The organism is Empedobacter sp. UBA3239, assembly GCF_002362875.1.
Taxonomy (GTDB): Bacteria; Bacteroidota; Bacteroidia; order Flavobacteriales; family Weeksellaceae; genus Empedobacter; species Empedobacter falsenii_B.
In genome coordinates this window covers 30,373-49,581 of record NZ_DEVJ01000063.1, presented here as the reverse complement: position 1 = coordinate 49,581, position 19,209 = coordinate 30,373, and the positions used below count along the sequence as shown (strand labels likewise).

The following is a 19,209-nucleotide window of genomic DNA, read 5'->3' as shown; positions in this document are numbered from 1 at the left end:
ATATCTTTCATAGAATAAAAATAAATATTCTATAATTTTTTATAGATCATTTTTTGTATCAAACTTTTAGTTATTATTGCATTGATTTTAATACCCTTTTTATTTATATGAAAATATGCTTCGTAATGTATCCTTGGGACAAGGTTGAACCAGGAAAAGACACCACTATGCGAATTATTAAAGAATGCGTAGATCGTGGATTTGAAGTATCCTATTTAACAAAAAAAGATATCTCTATTGCCAAAGGCAAAGTTGTAGGAAACTGCAAAAAGATGATAACTACAGAAACAAATGATTGTGTTGAATTTTATCACACCATGAAATTTGAAAGTAGTATAAAAGATTTGACCGAATTTGACATAATTTTTATGAGAGCCGATCCACCAATTGATCCGCTTTTGTTGAATATGTTAGAATTAATCGAAGATAAAGTTTTCTTCGTGAATAAAATTTCGGGATTACGTAAAGCAAATAATAAAATATACGCCGCTTCTTTTGATGATGGTCTAGAAACAATTGTTCCTCAAACACTTATTACAAAAGATATTGATTTGATAAAATCGTTTGTAGAAGAAAATAATTTCGAGAAATTTATCATCAAACCTTTAGACGGAATGGGTGGTAAAGGTGTTATACTTTTCGAACGAAAAAATATTGGTAACTTAAGCTCGATTTGCGATTTTTATATCAATCATACCGGATATTCTCAGCCTATTATTTGTCAAAATTATATAGAAGGTGCAGAAAAAGGTGATGTTCGCGCCATTGTGATTAATGGTGAACCGATTGGTGCAATTATGCGTGTTCCTGCAGAAGGCGATCATCGTTCTAATATTTCGGCTGGTGGTTCTGCGATTAGACACGAAATGAGTGAACATGAGTTAGAATTGTGCCGTAAAATAGGAAAACAATTAAATGAAGATGGAATTTATTTTTGTGGTATCGATTTGATTAACGGAAAAATGGTTGAGCTAAATGTAGTAAGTCCTGGAGGAATTGTTCCTCACAATAATGTAAACAATAACAACGAAATTCAGAAACAAATCGTGTCGATGTTATTGGAGAAATATAAAGAATTTAAAGCATGAAATCCATAAGTATACAGCAAATTTTAGAGAATATTGAGAACGAAATTGTATTTGAAGCTTATGCAGAAGACGAATCATTCAAAATAAAAATCGACGAATACATTCCTTACGTTTGTGCTGCCATTCATGATGGTGGACAAATGCGCGAAGATATTCGCGAAAAATGTTTATTAAGCAATTATGAACGTTGGTACGAGGAAGATCCGCATACTGCTGAGTTTGTAGAAACTTTTCCAATCTTAATTCAAGGTTGTGATTCTCGATTTGAATACGATCTAAATCGTGGTCCAGAAACTGCTGTGTACGAAGAAGCTTGGGGAAAACAGGTTTGGAAAGAGCCTTTGTCGGTTTCTCAAAAACAAAAAAGTATTGCAAAACATCACGCTTTTTATGAAGTTTTAGAAGCTTTAATCAACAAGCTTGAAACTAAATTTAAGTCATGCTTGGTTTATGATATTCATTCGTACAATTGGAAACGCTGGGATCGTCCGGTTCCTGTGTTCAACATTGGTGCGGAACGAGTTGATAACGAACGTTACGGAAATTATGTAGAAAGTTGGCGCGATGAATTGGCAAATATTGAGTTAGAAAATATTCACAATTATTCGGCGATTAACGATGTATTTTATGGACGAGGATATTTGTTAGAATTTGTTACAAATCGATTCAAAAATGCGTTGGTTTTAGCGACAGAAGTTTCGAAAATTTATTGTGATGAATTAACTGGAGAATCTTTTCCGGAGATTATTAACCAAATAAAAGAAGGTTTCAAATCGGCAATTCTTAACCATGCTTATGAGTTTGTAAAAACAGAAACGACGTACAAAGTAGGTTCTAAGCAAGTGAATATTTTGCACAATGAATTAGAATCTGATTTGGTCAAAATTGATAAACAATTGTATCAATTGGTTCAGAATTTTGAGTTGTTAAGTGTTATCAATCCGATTAATTTAGAATTTGAAAAGAAGAAATTCTTAGCTTCAAAATATACATACGAACCACAATTTAAGTACAATCCGCTTAACATTGATCCATTTGAATTTAAACGAAAATTATCGAATATTAAAGTCGAAAAAATCAATGATATTAGTATTCAAAATATGTATGTTAACACGATTAACGCTTATTTTGATAAGGTCGATTTATTAGCCAATCTTGGTACGGATAAATTTTTATACAATTCGTTGCGTTATTTTGGCGAACCATCTAAAAAAGATATCGAAAATGCGAACTTTATCCTTTATTGTCCTGAATTTAGAATGGATAAACAAGGAAATTATACAGAGGAAGAAGTGGTTAATCTTTTTAGAAATGCTACGAATGATTATGGTTTCAAATTTGACATCGAAGTTTCGGATGATATCGCATCAAAAGCACTTGTAATCAATAGCAAGAGAAAAGTTGTGATTAAACGTGGCGTTAAGTTTGATAAACGTTTTACAAATGGTTTAATTGAGCACGAAATTGGAGTTCACATGGTGACAACGATGAACGCGTTGGATCAACCATTAAAAATCTTTAGTATTGGTTTACCTGTAAATACATTAACGCAAGAAGGTTTAGCGATTTTAAGTGAATATTATTCTGATTCTATTAATCATAGCCGACTAAGAGAACTTGGTTTACGCGTTATGGCAGTTCATATGTTAACAAGCGGAAAATCGTTCAATGAAACGTTTATGGTTTTGATGGAAGAATACAAAATGAAACCAGAAGATGCATTTTATCTGACAACTCGCGTTTATCGTGGTGGTGGTTTTACAAAAGATGCACTTTACTTGAAAGGTTTGAAAACGATTTTGAATTATGTTGATCAAGGACGTTCTTTGGATAATTTATTGATTGGAAAAACTTCAGTTGAATACATTGATACAATTGACGAATTAGTTGAGCGTAAAATGATTAATAAACCAAAATATCATACCAAAATTTTCAAAAAACATCTTGAAAATCCAGAAATCAACCCTATTTTACAATATATTTTTAACGGAATAAAAGATTAAAAAATAAAAACCCACTCAAATTTGAGTGGGTTTTGTGATTAATTCTCTTTCTCAATTCTTTTATCAAAATAGAATAATACAATTCCTAATGCAATAATACCTAAACCAAATAAACTTTCTTTTGGTTTTTGCATCAAAACGAAATAACAGATGTATAAACTAAATGCTAAAAATATCGCAGGTAAAACATAAAAGAATTTACTTTTGATAATGGTTAATTGATCTTGTTTGATAAAGAACGCTGTACAAACTGCTAATGTTGCTAAAATTTGTAAAACAAACGATGTATAGGTAAAAATTACTTCAAAATCTCCTGAAAAAATAAGCAAAATACTAATTGCTGAATGCACCCAAATTGCACGAACCGGAATTCTATTTTTGTTCTCTTTCGCCATAAAATTCCACAATTTATTTTCGCGCGCTGTGGCTTGCGTCAAGCGAGAACCAATCCATAAATAACCGCTAATCGTCGCAATCAATTGCAAAGCAATAAAACAACTCACCCATTTCACATTATTTCCAAGTATATTGCCGAACGAAATATTCGCCACATTTTCTTGTCCAGCCAAAGCTACTGATGATGCATGTTTTAAGAAAACATAATTTAGCAAAACATAAGAAATCGTTACAAAAATAACGCCTATAAATAACGCTTTTGGTAAGTTTCGTTTTAGTTGTTCAATTTCTTCTACGATATATGAAGCCGAATTCCAACCTGTATATGCGAAAGTGACATAAACCAAAGAAGTCGCAAATGCTGGAAGTAACAATTCATTTTTCCAAGTCGTATCAAAAACTACCGCATTTGGCTCAATTGCTGAAGCAAAATAAAAACCTAAAGCAATTAAAACAACAATAAATACAACTTTTAGAATAGTAAAAATATTCTGAAATTTACTACTCAAATTTAGACTGAATGATTGAAAAACTGCGACTATCAAAATCATGGCTATTGCAAATTCTTTTCCTAAATCAAACCCGAAAACATTCAAGTATTTCCCCATTGCCAAGGCCGCTAAAGAAATCGGCGCTGAGAAACCAACGAATAAAGAAATCCAACTTGATAAATAACCAAAAACAGGATGAAATGTGCGAGATAAGTAAATATAATCTCCTCCTGATTGTTTAAATTTTGAAGCTAACTCCGAATAAATAAATGCGCCAATCAACGCTAACAATCCTCCTATTGCCCACAATAATAAGATAGAAGTTGTATTTTTTAAATCAGAAATTTGATAACCCAAACTGGTAAAAACACCTGTTCCGATCATATTCGAAATCACTAAAGCTGCTGCGGTTTTCCAACCAATTTTTGAATGTGCCATACACAAAAAAGTGCCAATTGAATGTTTGAATTTACATTAAAATTGACACTTTGAATATTTTATTATTGATTAAAATTTAAAACTTGCACGTGCAAAATAATACGCTCCTGTCATCCCCATTTGAACTGGCGCATACGGAAAAATTCCATAATAAGAATTCTCATAAACTTGCTTGTCTGGGAAAACATCAAACAAATTATTTGCACCAATTGTAAAGTTGAAATTCTTTGTAATATCATAACCAATCGAAGCATCCGTCACCGCTTTTCCCGTATGTTCTTGGATACTTCCCCAAGGATATCCATCTTTTGTCACTTTTCCGAAATACGTGTTACGCACCATAAAATTGAATCCAGAAATTGCATAATTCAATCCTAAAGTTGCTTTTGTTTTTGGACTTAATGATTCGATAATATTGACTTGATCAGGACCAAAAAATTCTTCCGTTGGAATTGTTAAAGCTGTTGGAAAATGATAACCGACAATTTTTGTTTCGTTGATATTTCCTGATAAACTTGCATTCAATTTTCCTCGACCTAAACGAGTATCATAGGAAATTACTAAATCCAAACCTTTGGTTTCTGTATCAATTGCATTCGTAAAAATACGCGCTGTCGCTACATTATATTTTTCTAAAGCAGGATCTGTGATATCAGAAGTTAAGACAATTCGGTCATCAACTTTTATAAAATATCCATCCAATGTGATAAATAATTTTGAAGTCGGACGAAATGTTAAACCTAAACTTGCATTGATTGATTTTTCTTCTTTTAATTTATCCAAACCAATTTCTTTCGACAATTCAGACTCATTTCGGATAATTCCTTTTGTTACCAAAACTTGATCACCATTATCATTCAAGAATAAATCGGTATATGAATTACTGAAATATTTTTGTTGTAAAGAAGGTGCTCTAAATCCTGTCGAAATCGCTCCACGAACCGAATATCCTTTTGCGTATTCATATCGCATCGCTAATTTTCCGTTGATTGTACTTCCAAAATCTGAGTAATTTTCAAATCGTCCAGCTAAATCAGCCGTAAAATCTCCAAATTTCAATTCTCCATCTACATAAGCCGCAACTGAGTGACGATCTCCTTTTACAACATTCAATGGAGAAAACCCTACAAAAGATTCAGATCCAGAACCTGAATAAGACGCTTCGTCTCCAGCTTCGATTTTATATTGTTCAAAACGATATTCTCCTCCAAACGCTAAACTAACATTTTGGTTAATTCGTTTTGAAAAATCTAAATTGACTGTATTTTGTAAAAATTGATGTTTTCCTGCGTAAAAATCGGTTGGAGAGTTTAAGCCTAATGATTGATTAATTGAATTTTCTAAATCATACTTGAATGAATTTAATCCAAAAGTATTGCTCAAGTCAACTTTCCATCCATCATATGAATAACGCAATCCTGTCGAATTTGAATAATCATTTACATTAGATTTTAAGGTAGCTTGAAAACCATTTGGATAAATTTTTAACGCATCTTCAGACAATTCGCTTGGCAATCTTCTAAAACCGAATCCATTACCTTGGCGCAACGAAACGCCTCCAAATGAATAAAAATCTAATCGATCATTAATCGCCGTTTCAGCATTTATAAAAAATTGTTGATTTTTGATTGCCGCATCTCCAATTTGAAATCTAAAATCTTTTCTCGAAAGTCCTAAAGAAGCAATTTTTGCGTCATCCGCAGCTCTAGCCGCATCTGGATCATCTGCAAAATCGTATGCAAAATTATCTCCAAAAATATCTAAATTATGATCTTTTGAACGATTCGTTTTCTTACGCTCACTTACAACTGCCGAAAAAACAATTGAGCCTGATTGTCCTAATTTCGTTGCATAACTTCCGTTAAAATTATACGTTTCTCCATCATTTCGAGAGGTCTGACCATACGTCAAAGAAGCGTCTCCACCTGGTTTAGATTTCAAAACAATATTTACAACTCCCGCAATCGCATCAGAACCATATTGCGCAGCCGCACCATCACGTAAAACTTCAATTTTATCAATTGCCGAAATCGGAATTGCGCCTAAATCTGTTGCAACAGAACCATTTCCTACTGTATTTTGATAATTCACTAAGGAAGTTGTGTGACGACGTTTTCCATTAATCAAAACCAAAACCTGATCTGGTCCCATTCCACGCAATGTTACAGGATCGATATGCTCCGTTCCATCTGCAGATGATTGACGAACAGAATTAAAAGAAGGAATAACCACATTCAAAATATCATTCACACTCAATTGAGGAGAAGACGTTTTTAATTTCTCAACATCAATAATATCGAAAGGAACAGACGAATTAACCACCGTTCTTTCTGATGTACGACCACCAATTAAAATAACTTCGTTAAGGTTTGTTTCCTCCTTTTCAACTTCTTGAGCAAAAAGTGTAGATGCGCAAATAAATGCGAATGAAGCAAGTAAAAATTTGTTTCTTTTCATTTTTAATTATCATAAAACTTTCAAGAAACCAACAGATAAAAGTGAAATACTTTTACTCATCTTTCCCTCTAATAGGTTGGATTTAGCACCTTAGATTATAAGTCATCTGGTTGCTAAGGTTTCACAGGGCCAATCCCTCCACCTTTCTTGATAAGTTATGCAAAGGTAATGTTAAAAAATGAAAACGCAAACAATACTCTATCAATTTTATAGAGTTATTGAATTAACAACGAAATATCCAATTCTTGGCTTTCGTCTAAATTCATCATCGCATTGATTCGTTTGAATGATTTAAAATTAACTAAATCTGAAACTTTTATATTTTTCTGAATGATCTCGCTTGATTGTAACAAAACTTCTCGCATTGTTCCTTTCAATAGAAAAGTTCGTGGCGTGATCCATTGAGAACCGTCAAAAAAAACAATATTCGAATAAATACAATCGGTAATATAATTTGATTTCACCAAGACCAAATCATCTGTTTTTGATTCTTTTAAATATTCATCAAAAAACCAACGATCTAAATATTTGTATGAATAATCAATTTTATTTTCGATTTCAAAAAGTTGAATACTTTCAATTGGTTTGATTTGATACGGTTGAAATTCTACCGATTGAATTTCTCGATCATATACAATTTTAACTTTATATTTTTCAACCGTTAAATCTGTTGGAAACTTAATAATTTCGTTCAATAAAATCGGATTGATTTCAGTAAAATTATCATTTCTTGTTCGATCAAATCTCGCTTGATGAAATTCTAAATTTCGAAGTTGTTTGTTTACACAACAAATCGATTCAATAAATTGGAACATATACTTTCTGAATTAATTCTTCGTACTCTGCTTTTGCCTTACTTTTTGCTGTTATTCCTCCTCCACTCTTGAAAAATAATTCACCTTGATTATTTTCGATGAAACGAATCATCACAGCACTATCAAGATTTTCGCCATCAAAAACACCAAAAACTCCTGTATAAAAATTTCGATGATACTTCTCGGCTTCTAAAATAATTTCAACGGTTTTCTTTTTGGGCGCACCGCAAATAGAACCAGCAGGTAAAAGTTGATCGAAAATCGTTCCTAAATTTTGACTATAATCATCATTCAAATCGCCTTTTATCTCAGAACTTACTTGCAAAAGTGTTGCATCATTTGTCTTCACCTCATCCATGTAGCGATAATTTATCACCTCAACATTTTCGGAAACAAGACTCAAATCATTTCTGATTAAATCGACAATTGTTGCATGTTCGGCAGCTTCTTTTTCATCATTCAAAATAAGTTGCTTCGCATTTAGAATCGAGGCATCAATGGTTCCTTTCATTGGATTTGAAAAGATTTTTTGATCTTCAATTTTCACAAAACGTTCGGGAGAAAAACAAACAAATTCGTTTTTATATTTCAATTTATATTTTGCTTCAGAAAACTGAAAAACTTCATCTAAAGTCAAATCTGTTTCAATTTTTGTTGGAAGCGTTAAATTCGTTAAATATGAATTTCCAAACAAAAGATTATCGTGAACATAATTGAATTTTGGCAAATATTCGTCAAAAGAAATCGGGAATTTATTGAATTTAAAATCTTTCTGAAAAAATTCTTTTTTTGTTGAATCTACTTCAAATTTTATCTCATCAGGTAATTCCTTCAACGGAATTACTTCTCCATTTTCTTTCAAAAAATCGATCATAAAAAAAAAGGGAACTTTTGCAGCTCCCAATTCATTCATTTTCGTAAAAATCGAATGCTTTGCTAACATTCGATAAAATTAATATTATTCTTGGTTTGTACCAAGTAGATCAATTTCTGTTTTTTCATCATCTGTCAAAATCATATCTTTTAACATAAAATAAACCATCATATAGCCAATTGGATAAGTTGCTAACACACCCACATAACAAGCAATAGCTCCTATTGAAGCAACCAGACTAACAACAATAGCTATTAGAATCATCCACCAAAAATTCTTTTTTACGATTGCATAAGAAGTTTTCATTGCGTCAATAGCGCTCATATTTCCATAATGAATAAGATACGGAGCCAGATAAATACACGCTTGTAAGAACAATAAAAATACTGTCGCCACTAAGATGTATAACATACCAAAAAGCGATGAACCAATCATTAATGCTGAGTTTACATTTTCGGGATCATTAAACATAAGTGGTAAAAAAGAAAAAATAATGTATGGTAACATTACAACTATTGCAACTCCCATTACGATAAGTGTTAAAAGGAAATAGCTTCCTATATTTTTGAAACCTCCAAAAAAGTCACCTAGTTCTAATGACATTTTGTTTTCGGCACGTTCTGCTCCAATCATAAATCCCATTATAAGTGGATACATCACAAAAAGCAATCCGATTATAGTGAAGGAAGTAAACATATAAACAATAGCTGCAACAAGAGCATAAATAACAAATGGCTGCCAATTATTTTGGAAAAGTTCTAATGATTGATTGAAATATTTTCCGATATCAAATTGGAATTTATTGTTTTTGTAATACTCAATTTTGTTGTAATCTAATGTTTTCATCTTAACGTTGGTTTAATTGAAATTAATGTAAATTTGCTTGATTAGTAGAATAAAATTAATAATTGTTACAACATGAATGCAAACGATTTATTATCAATCATAAAAAATAGACGCTCTATATTTCCTCCGCAATACAATCAAGAAGAAATTACGCGCGAAGAATTGAATCAAATTTTTGAGGCAGCAAATTGGGCGCCATCTCATAAAAAAACAGAACCTTGGCGTTTTGTTGTTTTAGAAGGACCTGCAAAAGACCGTTTCCGCGAATACGTAAAGCGTGTTTATGTGCAAGGAACGCCAACAGATCAATTGAGCGACAGAAAAATAAATGCATTAATTGAGAAATGTGATAAGTCGAATAAAATTGTATTAATCAATTTTATCAACACAGAAAAAAATCCTGAATGGGAAGAATTAGCTGCAACTTCTATGGCTGTTCAGAATATGTGGTTAATGGCAAGTGCGCTAAAGATTGGTGCATATTGGTCTTCTCCAGCAAACATTATCGCCAATGTTGATGAGTTTACAACTATGGAAGAAGGCGAAAAATGTGTTGGTGTTTTCTATATGGGAAAAATTGAAGGAGATTCTCCAGAAGCTGTTCGTCAACCAATCGAAAATAAAGTGAGATTTTTAGAGTATTAAAAACTCTTTAGAAAATAATTTGAAAAAGACTACTAATTTTTTAGTGGTCTTTTTTATTAAATAGAAAATCAACTCTTTATGATTTTTGTATATTTGACTAAATACTTTAATATGAAATACATGAAATCTATTTTTAACTACTTATTAGTTGTAATCTCTATTAGTTTTTTTACATCTTGCAAAAACTCTAATCTGCCTGTTTACAACGATCCAATCCCGAAACACGAAACATTTACAATTGATTCTAAAATTCTAAATGAAAAACGAGTTATTAATGTTTGGGTTCCAAAAGAATATTCGACTTCTCAGGATTCGTTATCCGTTTTGTATATGCCTGATGGCGGAACAAAAGAAGATTTTCCACATATTGCAAACACATTAGATAGTTTGATTACTTCGAAAAAAATAAAACCAGTTATTTTGGTTGGAATAGAAAATATACAACGTCGCAAAGATTTGAGTCCACCAACTGAAAATGAAGAAGATAAAAAAATAGCCGATGTTGTGGGAGGTTCTAATCAATTTAGAAGCTTTGTCAAGGATGAGTTATTTCCTGAAATCACGAAAAAGTATCGCACTCAATCCCAAAAAGGAATTATTGGCGAATCGTTGGCTGGATTATTTATCATGGAAACTTTTCTGAAACAACCAGATATGTTTGATTATTATATTGCAATTGATCCTTCACTTTGGTGGAACGATCACAAAATGTTATTGAATTCAAAAAATGATTTAGCTAAATTTCCTTCAACTCCAAAAAAGTTATGGTTTGCAGGATCTGGAGCAAGTGATATTTTACCTTATACAGATGATTTGAAGAATATTTTGACGCAAGAAAAACTTCCAAATCTACAATGGAATTATTCTCCAGAACCGAAAGAAGAACATGCTACAATTTACAGAGCAACTAAAGAAAAAGCATTGATTTGGAGTATTGGTAAATAAAATTTATCTGATAAATAAAAAACCCTCACTTCAAATGAAGTGAGGGTTTTTTATGCGATTCGTTTTCCTAAAATAGTTAAACTTCTTTCTATTCCGTCTAAAATTGCAATATTGGGATAATTTCCCCAATCTTCGAAACCAAAATGCTTGAATAATTTCAAGCTCGGTTCATTATGCGAAAAAATAAAACCTAAAATCGTTTTTATTCCAAATTCTGGTGCTTTCGTAATGCTATATTCCAATACTTGTTTTCCTAAACCTTTTCCACGTTGCGTTGCATCTAAATAAATACTGATTTCCACAGTTGTATCATATGCTGGTCTTCCATAAAAAGATTGAAAACTTACCCAACCTACAACTTCTTTCGCTTCATTTTCTACAACCCAAAGTGGTCTTTTTTCAGGAGAATGTTCTTCGAACCATTTTATTTTACTTTCAACCGAAACTGGTTCTGTATCGGCAGTTACTAATCTCGAAGCTATTGTCGAATTATAAATCGCTGTTATTTTTTCTAAATCGCTTCGTTTGGCATCTCTGTATGTTAACATTTAAATTTTATTCTCTGTTCAATTTTAAAAAGGAATATTCTTTTTCATTGCCATCATATATCCCAAATGCATTGCTTCGTGAATATTGTTGTACAAAATTGCATCTTCAATCGATTCTAACGTCATACCAAAACTTGTTTTATATGATCGATAATAGGATAGTTTTTCCGAACGATAATCCTTGAACATCTGCATTGGTGTACTTTCCAACATTTCCTTCAATTCTGTCACATCTTCTTCCGTTACTTCCGTATTTCCGATTGTTCCTTTTTTATACTTCTGAATAAACTGAATATCGACCAACATCCTATTATCGGTTAAATAATAATGGATCAATTGCTGAGTTGCCAAAACATGAGCCGCATTCCAAAACAAATTGTTTTTATAGCCAACAGGTATATAAAGTAGTTGCTTTAGAGAGTGTTGTTCAAGCTCATCAATAATCTGTTTTCTTATATTCGTCAGATAAATAATATGCTCTTCCATAGTCAGATTTAAAGTTTAAATATACATCAAATTAAGTCTATTTATCAAATTATAAAGCAAAACAATTAAAATCACGTTTTTAGATTATTTAAAGTCTTTGATTATTCGTAATTTTGTCTCATTAAAATTAAAAGATGGCTTACACAAGAGATCAAATATATCAAGTATTAGAAGAATTAGGTATTCGCAATTGGATGCGTAACGCTCAAGTGATGGGAAATGATATTATATTGGATATTGTTTCTCCTTCGCCTGCAATGCACGAACGCAAGCGTTTGGAAATTGCGTTGAAAAATGCATTTAAAGAAAATTTACCTGAGTCAAATCTTAAACTTAACATTTCTGTTGAAGTTGAAGAAAAAAATCCGAACGAAATCAAAGGTTCTGAATTGCCAGGTGTTAAAAATATTATCGCTGTAGCATCAGGTAAAGGTGGTGTTGGTAAATCTACTGTTTCATCAAACTTAGCAATAAGTTTAGCAAACATGGGATTCAAGGTAGGTTTATTAGATGCTGATATCTACGGACCTTCTATGCCAATTATGTTCGATTGTCAAGATGCTCGTCCATATTCTGTAGAAGTTAATGGAAAAACGAAAATAAAACCAGTAGAAGCTTACGGAATTAAATTATTATCAATTGGATTCTTTGCTGATACAGATCAAGCAATTGTTTGGAGAGGACCGATGGCTGCAAAAGCATTGAATCAAATGATTCGTGATGCACATTGGGGAGAATTAGATTTCTTATTAATCGACTTACCTCCAGGAACAGGTGACATTCATTTATCTATCGTTCAACAAGTTCCAATTACAGGAGCTGTTGTAGTTTCTACGCCTCAAAATATTGCATTAGCAGATGCAAAAAAAGGAGTTGGAATGTTCCAAATGGAAGCGATTAATGTTCCAGTTTTAGGAATTGTAGAAAATATGGCGTATTTTACACCAGAAGAATTACCTAACAACAAATATTATATCTTTGGACAAAATGGTGCAAAGAACTTAGCAGAACAAATTGGTGTTCCTTTCTTAGGCGAAATTCCAATTGTACAATCTATTCGCGAAGCTGCTGACGTTGGTCGTCCAGCTGCAATGCAAGAAGATACTGTTGTAGCTAATGTTTACAAAGAAATTGCACGTAACGCAGTACAAAGTTTAGTAGAACGTAACAATACTTTGCCTCCAACAGAAGCCGTTCGTATTACAACGATGGCAGGTTGTTCGGCAAAAAATTAAAAAAAGTAAAAGATCATGACTCCAGAAGAAAAATATTCAGAAGTTGAAAAGGCCTTAACTGAAATTAGACCATTCTTAAATTCAGATGGAGGCGATATCGAATTAGTATCTGTAGAAGATAATATTGTAAAAGTTCGCCTTACAGGTGCATGTATAGCATGTTCTGTCAACCAAATGACCTTAAAGTCTGGTGTTGAAATGACCATCAAAAAATATGTTCCAGAAATAGTTTCGGTTATCAATGTTTCAGATTTTGAAACTTCAACTGAAGCAGATCAAATATCTTCCTTAAAAGAAGAAAATTAGAATATCATTAGATTCTCATAAATTAAAACGCCTTTATATCAATTTATAAAGGCGTTTTATTATTTTTGGCAAACAATTTGAATCTTAACCTCAAAACCAAAAATTCAAAATGAAAAAATATATTTTATTTTTTACTTTTATTGTCCTTTCATTTGCATTGCATTTAAATGCTCAAAACAACTACAAAGTTGGCGAAAATCTAAAATTTAGAGTTCATTATTCTGGATTGAATGCAGGTTTTGCTTCAATTGATGTAAGAGAAGCTACATTGAACGGAAAAAGCCATTATCACATCGTAGGAAAAGGAACTTCTACTGGTGCGGTACGTGCTTTTTTTAAGGTAGATGATAATTACGAATCGTATATTGATAAAACAGATTTGAAACCGACAAAATTTGTTCGAAATATTGTAGAAGGAAGTTACAAACGTCATCAAATCTATTATTTTGATCACGCCAATAGAAAAGCAAAAGTTGAAAATAAACGAGATGGAAAAGTAACAACAGAAACAATTCCTTACGATGCGCAAGATTTACTTTCTGCTTTTTATAGCTTACGTAATGCCAATCATACCACTCTTAAAACAGGAGATTATTTGAACGAAAATATTTTTCTTGGTGATGAAACGCTTAAATTTCGATTGAAAGTTTTGGGACGTGAAACCCTAAAAACAAAATTCGGAAAAATTGCAGCAATAAAAATTCGTCCTTACGTACAATCTGGTCGCGTTTTCAAAGAATCAGAATCGGTTACGATGTGGATTTCTGACGATGATAACTTAGTTCCGCTAAAAATAAAAGCGGGATTATTAGTTGGATCGTTAAATGCAGATCTAAATGAATATAAAAATTTAAAATATCCAATCAATTTTACAAAGTAAAGTGATTAGTAAATCATTAAAAAATCCGACAAAATTAATATTGTCGGATTTTTTTATTTCTCTAAATATTCCAAAAAAACATCACTCGGAATTTCCATTGCACCCAGACTCGCTAAATGTTCGGTATAAACTTGACAATCGATCAACTTATATTTCTTATGATATTTTGCTACAAATTGTATAAAACCAGCTTTAGAAGCATTGCTCACTTTCGCAAACATACTTTCTCCACAAAAAACATCGTCCATATCAACTCCATAAAAACCACCAACCAATTCGTCGTTTTGCCAAACTTCAATACTTTTAGCAATTCCCATTTCATGTAACGTACAATATGCTTCAATCATATCATTTGTAATCCATGTTCCGTCCTGATCTTTTCTATACGCTTGCGAACAATTTGTAATCACTTCTCGAAACGCTTTATTTTCTGAATACGTAAATATTTGATCTCGAAAAACTTTCTTCATCGATTTCGAAACATGTAAATTTTCTGGAAATAAAACAAATCGATCTTGAGGAAACCACCAAATAATTGGATCTTCTTCATTAAACCAAGGAAAAATTCCTTTCTGATAAGCCAAAATTAGGCGTTCTGGCGAAAGATCTCCTCCAACAGCTATAATTCCCTCGCTATTCACTTCATCGTAATCAGGAAAGATTAAATCAGAACTTAACCAATACATATCGTTTTGTGTATAATTTATATAAAATTAAAAAAACGTGTCCAATAAAGAACACGTTTAGTATTAATTGATGTTTTTTTCCTTAGAATGGTAAATCATCATCATCTCCATTAGAAAAAGTATCTACTGGAGGCGCTGGTTCAAAATTATCGTAACCTTGAGGTGCTTGTGCAGCTGCATTCGCCATATTCTCAATTCTCCACGCTTGGATTGTATTAAAATATCTTGCTACTCCTTCTGGATTAATCCACTCACGACCACGAATATTGATAGAAACTTTCACTTCATCACCAGGTTTGTAAGCATTCAACACATCAGTCTTATCTTGTGTAAGCTCAATTAAAATATCTTGTGGATATTGTTCTTGCGTTGTAACAACAAATTCTCTTTTCTTGAAACTTGCAGTAATATTTTGAGTTTCAAATACTTTCTTAATTCTTCCTGTAATTTCCATTTTTGTAAAAGCTTTGTACAAATTTAGAATGTAAAAAAAGATTAAAAAAATTTTATTTCGAAATTTTGTTAGAAAGAAAACTTGTGTATATTTGCAATCCAAATCGGTGAGATTTTAGCGGGCGTGGTGGAATTGGTAGACACGCTAGACTTAGGATCTAGTGCCGCAAGGTGTGGGAGTTCGAGTCTCCCCGCCCGTACAACAGCAAAGACTTTGAAAAATATTTCAAAGTCTTTTTTTATGACTTATTACTTTATAATATTTTTTATAAATTTAGATAATTATTTGGTTACAAGTTGTTTGGTATGTATTCGAAAAGAAAAAGAAATTTGAAATCTGGTGGAAGAACTATTCCCATTTTTGAATTTATAGTGGTTGTGATTATCATCATTATTTTGATTTACTTCGCAGTTTTCTAAGGAAATTATTCTTCATTTTTTTAAACATTAATTTATAATTATTTAGAAGAAAAATAGAATCAAATCAAAGAATCTGTTAAGCAAAAATTTGGAGATTAGTTTGATGATGATGCTGAAGATAATGCGAAAAATTATCAGCCACAACCTTAATTGATATAGAAAATGGTTAGAATTTAGATTCTAACCATTTTTTTATGCTTCTATATCTTTATAAAATGTTTTTCTACGTTTATGGATAACCGGATCAAAGTTTTTCCATAATTGTTGCACTTTTGTATTCTCCTCTAGCAAAGGATTGGTCTCTAAAATTTTAATTCCTCTCGCTATAAATCGATCATAAAGCTCTTTAAAAATCAAGGCGTTAACACCTTTATTTTGATAATGAGGATGAATTCCAATCAAATAAAATTCGACATGATCGTTCTTTTTTTGCGCTTGCATCAAATGCCACCAACCAAATGGGAACAATTTTCCTTTCGTTTTCTGAAAAGCTTTTGAAAATGAAGGCATCGTAATCGCAAAAGCAATCATTTTGTTGTTTTTATCTTTTACACATGAAATAAAATCGGGATGAAGAAATTTTAGATATTTCTTTTTGTAATGCTCAACCTGAAATTTTTCTATCGGAACAAAACTTTGCAATTCTGCATACGTCACATTCAACAAATCAAACATTTCGTCTACATAAGGTAACATTTCGTTAATTGTATCAAATTTATACGTATCTATTTCGTAACGTTTTTTGAGCATTTCACACAATTTATCCATTTGCTTTACCTTGCCCAAATTCGCAATATCAATAGAATATTCTAACCACTCGGCTTTTGGTTGATAACCTAATTCTTGCAAATATATTGGATAATATTCGTAATTATATAAACCGATCAAAGTGGCAACTTTATCAAATCCTTCTGTTAATAATCCAGCTTTATCCATATTCGAAAATCCCATCGGACCTTCTATATAACTCAGTTTATTATTTTTAGCAATGTTTTCAACAGTTGTTAATAAAGCTTTTAAAATGTTGATATCATCTTTAAAAACTAACCAACCAAAACGAATTTTAGTCTTTCCAATTTCTTTTACTTCGGTCCAATTAATAATCGAAACAATTCGTCCAACTACTTCTTTTCCTTTGTAAGCTAAAAAATAGTTAGCGTCTACCGTCTCAAAAATTGCATTATTTTTATCAAAACTTGCGAGTTCATCTTTCTTTAAAGAAGGCACCCAATACGGATTATCTTTATACACTTCAAAAGGTAAATCGACAAATTTCTTCATTTCACTTGGCGTATTCACCTCTCTTACTTCGATCATATGCTATTAAATTGCGTCTTACAGATTCTAATTTAGGGAGATTTTTTTAGAGAACAATTTTCTCTTCTACAGATTTTCCGTTTTTATCTTTTCCGTAAAATAAAATATAATCAAGCTTTACGGAGATTCCAGCCGTTCCTTTCTTCTGTTTTAAGAAAACACGATTCAGTGTTATCAACTTGTTATTAACAGTTGTTTGAACAATTGGATTTTTTTGAGAATCAAGCTTAAGCGTTAATTTTTGAGTTGGATAAGAAACCAATGTCAACTGAAAAACATTCTTTTCAATTTTCTTAATATCTAAACCATATGCCAATTTCTTTTGTATAGAAGTCAAGGGCTTTTTTGAACCATCTTCAGCATAAAGAATGCGATAAATATCAACTGGATTGTTAGCATCTAAAATTCCTTTGCTCGAAAAAAGTGCATCGTAAACAAACGTATTTCTATTGTCGTTGTGTTGAATATAAAATAGTCTATTTTCTGATTTTGGAGGAACAGGATAACCTTGTTGTGCATTTACAACAAAAGAAAAAAGGATAGAACAAATAATTAATAGGTTTTTCATTGATTGATATTTTTAAAAATAGAAGATAGGAATTATTTGAATGATTATCTAAATCCAAATAAAAAGTTTCGAAACTTTAACTTGCTCAATATTATTTTGATCAAGAAAATCTTGCGGAAATTTGATTAAATCTGAAATTGGAATAATTTCATCATTCTGAATAAAATTATATTTACCATGACCAGTTTGATATTTAGAACTTTTATTAGAAACTTCGTGATTGATTTCAATCATTTCATCTTCTAAATCAATAGTAATTTCTGATTCTTTTTCTACAACGAACAAAACCTTTTTATTCCTGAAAAAATAAATTTCTCGCTTAGATTCATGTAAGAGATGATTGTAAGTATTGGCAACTGGAATGGTAAAAACAAAGAATAGTATCAAAAAAATCATTCCAATAATTATGTTAGTTAAAATGAAATCTGTCACAAACAATAATTGATAAGCTATAAATAAAAAAGTAAGACAAAGAATTGCAAAAAGAATCATATTAAAAACTGAAATATAGCTTAAAAAACCAATTTTGACGCGAATAACTTCATCATTTTCGTGTTTATATTCTTTTTGAGACTCAATGATAAATAAAATAATTGGTAAAAAGATTATCAACAAAAGTAAGATGATGAAAATCGAATTTTCTGTACTCATTTTTTATTTTTTTATTTTCTCTTTGACGAATTCTACAATAATTGGAACCAAAGAAAACACAATAATTGCCATTACGACAATTTCGAAATTGTTTTTGATAAATGGAATTGTTCCAAGGAAATAGCCAGCCAATGTAATCCCGAAAACCCAAATTGTTCCTCCGATAAAATTATATTTGATAAATGTGCCATAATGCATTTTAGAAATCCCTGCAACGAAAGGTGCAAGCGTTCTTACAATCGGAACAAAACGCGCAATTACAATGGTTTTTGAACCATATTTTGTAAAGAAATCTTCGGTCTTTAGTATCGCAGAATCTTTAATAATTCGTTTACCGAAAATTTTAGTTGTAACTAATTTCGTTCCTAAGGTTTTCCCAATCGTATAATTGACTGTGTCGCCTGCAATTGCCGCGATCCAAAGTAAACCTAATACAATATAAATATTGAGTTGAGCTGGAAAAGCCGCAGCTAACATCCCTGCTGCAAATAAAAGCGAATCGCCAGGTAAAAAAGGCATGACAACCAAACCTGTTTCGATAAAGATTAAGAGAAATAAAATCAAGTAAAACCAATGTTGATAATCATTCAAAATGGTTTCTAAATATTTATCGATATGTAGAATATAATCTAAAATTTCCATGATTTAAAGGTATAAAAAA

The 19,209-nt window shown here is 31.5% G+C and carries 20 protein-coding genes, 1 tRNA gene and 1 riboswitch; of the genes, 8 read left to right on the top strand and 13 right to left on the bottom strand.

Features of this window, described 5'->3' with window-relative positions; all coding sequences use genetic code 11:
• Nucleotides 1-107 precede the first annotated feature (107 nt).
• Together gshB and B4G36_RS09455 are read left to right on the top strand one after the other, a co-directional pair.
• Entirely contained in the window at nt 108-1,088 is a 981-nt protein-coding gene (gene gshB, locus B4G36_RS09460; protein WP_291063595.1) for a glutathione synthase, read from the top strand.
• Nucleotides 1,085-3,091 carry a flavohemoglobin expression-modulating QEGLA motif protein gene (locus B4G36_RS09455; RefSeq protein WP_291063593.1) on the top strand — a complete coding sequence of 669 codons (2,007 nt, stop codon included), beginning with the start codon at nt 1,085-1,087 and terminating at the stop codon, nt 3,089-3,091. The genes gshB and B4G36_RS09455 overlap by 4 nt, the downstream gene beginning before the upstream one ends.
• A gap of 38 nt (nt 3,092-3,129) precedes the next feature.
• On the opposite strand, the gene B4G36_RS09450 is transcribed toward B4G36_RS09455, so the two are convergent.
• The 5 genes from B4G36_RS09450 to B4G36_RS09430 form a co-directional block, all read right to left on the bottom strand.
• A complete protein-coding gene (locus tag B4G36_RS09450; RefSeq protein ID WP_291063591.1) occupies nt 3,130-4,416 on the bottom strand; it encodes an APC family permease in 1,287 nt (428 codons plus the stop codon).
• Nucleotides 4,417-4,485: 69 nt separating this feature from the next.
• On the bottom strand, nt 4,486-6,873 hold the full coding sequence (locus B4G36_RS09445; RefSeq protein WP_291063589.1) for a TonB-dependent receptor plug domain-containing protein: 2,388 nt from the start codon (nt 6,871-6,873) through the stop codon (nt 4,486-4,488).
• Between the two features lie 53 nt (nt 6,874-6,926).
• A riboswitch (SAM riboswitch) is annotated at nt 6,927-7,030 on the bottom strand.
• Nucleotides 7,031-7,088: 58 nt separating this feature from the next.
• Nucleotides 7,089-7,688, bottom strand: a complete 600-nt coding sequence (locus B4G36_RS09440) for an aminotransferase class IV (protein WP_291063587.1) — start codon at nt 7,686-7,688, stop codon at nt 7,089-7,091.
• Complete coding sequence (locus tag B4G36_RS09435) at nt 7,672-8,631, bottom strand: aminodeoxychorismate synthase component I (RefSeq protein ID WP_219033805.1); 960 nt, start codon at nt 8,629-8,631, stop codon at nt 7,672-7,674. The genes B4G36_RS09440 and B4G36_RS09435 overlap by 17 nt, the downstream gene beginning before the upstream one ends.
• 15 nt (nt 8,632-8,646) lie before the next feature.
• Nucleotides 8,647-9,408 carry a hypothetical protein gene (locus B4G36_RS09430; RefSeq protein WP_286495158.1) on the bottom strand — a complete coding sequence of 254 codons (762 nt, stop codon included), beginning with the start codon at nt 9,406-9,408 and terminating at the stop codon, nt 8,647-8,649.
• A 72-nt stretch (nt 9,409-9,480) separates the two neighbouring features.
• Here B4G36_RS09430 and B4G36_RS09425 point away from each other — a divergent pair, with 72 nt between their 5' ends.
• A complete protein-coding gene (locus tag B4G36_RS09425; RefSeq protein WP_286495159.1) occupies nt 9,481-10,053 on the top strand; it encodes a nitroreductase family protein in 573 nt (190 codons plus the stop codon).
• 111 nt (nt 10,054-10,164) lie between these two features.
• Entirely contained in the window at nt 10,165-10,998 is an 834-nt protein-coding gene (locus B4G36_RS09420) for an alpha/beta hydrolase (RefSeq protein ID WP_291063583.1), read from the top strand.
• A 50-nt stretch (nt 10,999-11,048) separates the two neighbouring features.
• Here B4G36_RS09420 and B4G36_RS09415 read toward each other — a convergent pair whose 3' ends face one another.
• Nucleotides 11,049-11,546: a GNAT family N-acetyltransferase gene (locus B4G36_RS09415; RefSeq protein WP_291063581.1), complete on the bottom strand. Its 498-nt coding sequence runs from the start codon at nt 11,544-11,546 to the stop codon at nt 11,049-11,051.
• Nucleotides 11,547-11,570: 24 nt separating this feature from the next.
• Nucleotides 11,571-12,032 carry a DinB family protein gene (locus B4G36_RS09410; protein WP_038336414.1) on the bottom strand — a complete coding sequence of 154 codons (462 nt, stop codon included), beginning with the start codon at nt 12,030-12,032 and terminating at the stop codon, nt 11,571-11,573.
• Nucleotides 12,033-12,166: 134 nt separating this feature from the next.
• Between B4G36_RS09410 and B4G36_RS09405 the strand changes: the two genes are divergently transcribed.
• From B4G36_RS09405 to B4G36_RS09395, 3 genes are all read left to right on the top strand, one after another.
• Entirely contained in the window at nt 12,167-13,267 is a 1,101-nt protein-coding gene (locus B4G36_RS09405) for an Mrp/NBP35 family ATP-binding protein (protein WP_114998705.1), read from the top strand.
• 15 nt (nt 13,268-13,282) lie between these two features.
• On the top strand, nt 13,283-13,573 hold the full coding sequence (locus B4G36_RS09400; protein ID WP_114998704.1) for a NifU family protein: 291 nt from the start codon (nt 13,283-13,285) through the stop codon (nt 13,571-13,573).
• Between the two features lie 109 nt (nt 13,574-13,682).
• On the top strand, nt 13,683-14,453 hold the full coding sequence (locus tag B4G36_RS09395) for a DUF3108 domain-containing protein (RefSeq protein WP_291063579.1): 771 nt from the start codon (nt 13,683-13,685) through the stop codon (nt 14,451-14,453).
• A gap of 53 nt (nt 14,454-14,506) precedes the next feature.
• Here the strand turns inward: B4G36_RS09395 and aat are convergent, their stop codons facing one another.
• Nucleotides 14,507-15,139: a leucyl/phenylalanyl-tRNA--protein transferase gene (gene aat, locus B4G36_RS09390; RefSeq protein ID WP_291063577.1), complete on the bottom strand. Its 633-nt coding sequence runs from the start codon at nt 15,137-15,139 to the stop codon at nt 14,507-14,509.
• 82 nt (nt 15,140-15,221) lie between these two features.
• The gene (locus tag B4G36_RS09385; protein WP_291063575.1) at nt 15,222-15,593 is read right to left on the bottom strand and encodes a DUF3127 domain-containing protein; all 372 of its coding nucleotides are present in this window, start codon (nt 15,591-15,593) and stop codon (nt 15,222-15,224) included.
• A 117-nt stretch (nt 15,594-15,710) separates the two neighbouring features.
• Here B4G36_RS09385 and B4G36_RS09380 point away from each other — a divergent pair.
• Nucleotides 15,711-15,792: transfer RNA gene (locus tag B4G36_RS09380), tRNA-Leu, on the top strand.
• 412 nt (nt 15,793-16,204) lie between these two features.
• Here B4G36_RS09380 and B4G36_RS09375 read toward each other — a convergent pair.
• The 4 genes from B4G36_RS09375 to B4G36_RS09360 are packed head-to-tail and all read right to left on the bottom strand — an operon-like array spanning nt 16,205 to nt 19,190.
• Complete coding sequence (locus B4G36_RS09375; RefSeq protein ID WP_291063573.1) at nt 16,205-17,329, bottom strand: GNAT family N-acetyltransferase; 1,125 nt, start codon at nt 17,327-17,329, stop codon at nt 16,205-16,207.
• A gap of 46 nt (nt 17,330-17,375) precedes the next feature.
• Nucleotides 17,376-17,897 carry a DUF4833 domain-containing protein gene (locus tag B4G36_RS09370; RefSeq protein ID WP_291063571.1) on the bottom strand — a complete coding sequence of 174 codons (522 nt, stop codon included), beginning with the start codon at nt 17,895-17,897 and terminating at the stop codon, nt 17,376-17,378.
• A gap of 48 nt (nt 17,898-17,945) precedes the next feature.
• Nucleotides 17,946-18,548, bottom strand: coding sequence for a hypothetical protein (locus B4G36_RS09365; RefSeq protein ID WP_114998695.1), 603 nt, complete (start codon nt 18,546-18,548; stop codon nt 17,946-17,948).
• Nucleotides 18,549-18,551: 3 nt separating this feature from the next.
• Nucleotides 18,552-19,190 carry a VTT domain-containing protein gene (locus B4G36_RS09360; RefSeq protein WP_114998694.1) on the bottom strand — a complete coding sequence of 213 codons (639 nt, stop codon included), beginning with the start codon at nt 19,188-19,190 and terminating at the stop codon, nt 18,552-18,554.
• Nucleotides 19,191-19,209: the final 19 nt, after the last annotated feature.

Bases quoted from the DNA above. Each gene is read 5' to 3' on its own strand.
- B4G36_RS09410 (WP_038336414.1), bottom strand. From the start codon at position 12,032: ATGGAAGAGCATATTATTTATCTGACGAATATAAGAAAACAGATTATT.
- B4G36_RS09445 (WP_291063589.1), bottom strand. From the start codon at position 6,873: ATGAAAAGAAACAAATTTTTACTTGCTTCATTCGCATTTATTTGCGCA.
- B4G36_RS09425 (WP_286495159.1), top strand. From the start codon at position 9,481: ATGAATGCAAACGATTTATTATCAATCATAAAAAATAGACGCTCTATA.
- B4G36_RS09360 (WP_114998694.1), bottom strand. From the start codon at position 19,190: ATGGAAATTTTAGATTATATTCTACATATCGATAAATATTTAGAAACC.
- B4G36_RS09370 (WP_291063571.1), bottom strand. From the start codon at position 17,897: ATGAAAAACCTATTAATTATTTGTTCTATCCTTTTTTCTTTTGTTGTA.
- B4G36_RS09440 (WP_291063587.1), bottom strand. From the start codon at position 7,688: ATGTTCCAATTTATTGAATCGATTTGTTGTGTAAACAAACAACTTCGA.
- aat (WP_291063577.1), bottom strand. From the start codon at position 15,139: ATGTATTGGTTAAGTTCTGATTTAATCTTTCCTGATTACGATGAAGTG.
- B4G36_RS09420 (WP_291063583.1), top strand. From the start codon at position 10,165: ATGAAATACATGAAATCTATTTTTAACTACTTATTAGTTGTAATCTCT.
- B4G36_RS09455 (WP_291063593.1), top strand. From the start codon at position 1,085: ATGAAATCCATAAGTATACAGCAAATTTTAGAGAATATTGAGAACGAA.
- B4G36_RS09375 (WP_291063573.1), bottom strand. From the start codon at position 17,329: ATGATCGAAGTAAGAGAGGTGAATACGCCAAGTGAAATGAAGAAATTT.
- B4G36_RS09430 (WP_286495158.1), bottom strand. From the start codon at position 9,408: ATGAAAACATTAGATTACAACAAAATTGAGTATTACAAAAACAATAAA.
- B4G36_RS09415 (WP_291063581.1), bottom strand. From the start codon at position 11,546: ATGTTAACATACAGAGATGCCAAACGAAGCGATTTAGAAAAAATAACA.
- B4G36_RS09450 (WP_291063591.1), bottom strand. From the start codon at position 4,416: ATGGCACATTCAAAAATTGGTTGGAAAACCGCAGCAGCTTTAGTGATT.
- B4G36_RS09400 (WP_114998704.1), top strand. From the start codon at position 13,283: ATGACTCCAGAAGAAAAATATTCAGAAGTTGAAAAGGCCTTAACTGAA.
- B4G36_RS09435 (WP_219033805.1), bottom strand. From the start codon at position 8,631: ATGTTAGCAAAGCATTCGATTTTTACGAAAATGAATGAATTGGGAGCT.
- B4G36_RS09395 (WP_291063579.1), top strand. From the start codon at position 13,683: ATGAAAAAATATATTTTATTTTTTACTTTTATTGTCCTTTCATTTGCA.
- B4G36_RS09405 (WP_114998705.1), top strand. From the start codon at position 12,167: ATGGCTTACACAAGAGATCAAATATATCAAGTATTAGAAGAATTAGGT.
- B4G36_RS09365 (WP_114998695.1), bottom strand. From the start codon at position 18,548: ATGAGTACAGAAAATTCGATTTTCATCATCTTACTTTTGTTGATAATC.
- B4G36_RS09385 (WP_291063575.1), bottom strand. From the start codon at position 15,593: ATGGAAATTACAGGAAGAATTAAGAAAGTATTTGAAACTCAAAATATT.
- gshB (WP_291063595.1), top strand. From the start codon at position 108: ATGAAAATATGCTTCGTAATGTATCCTTGGGACAAGGTTGAACCAGGA.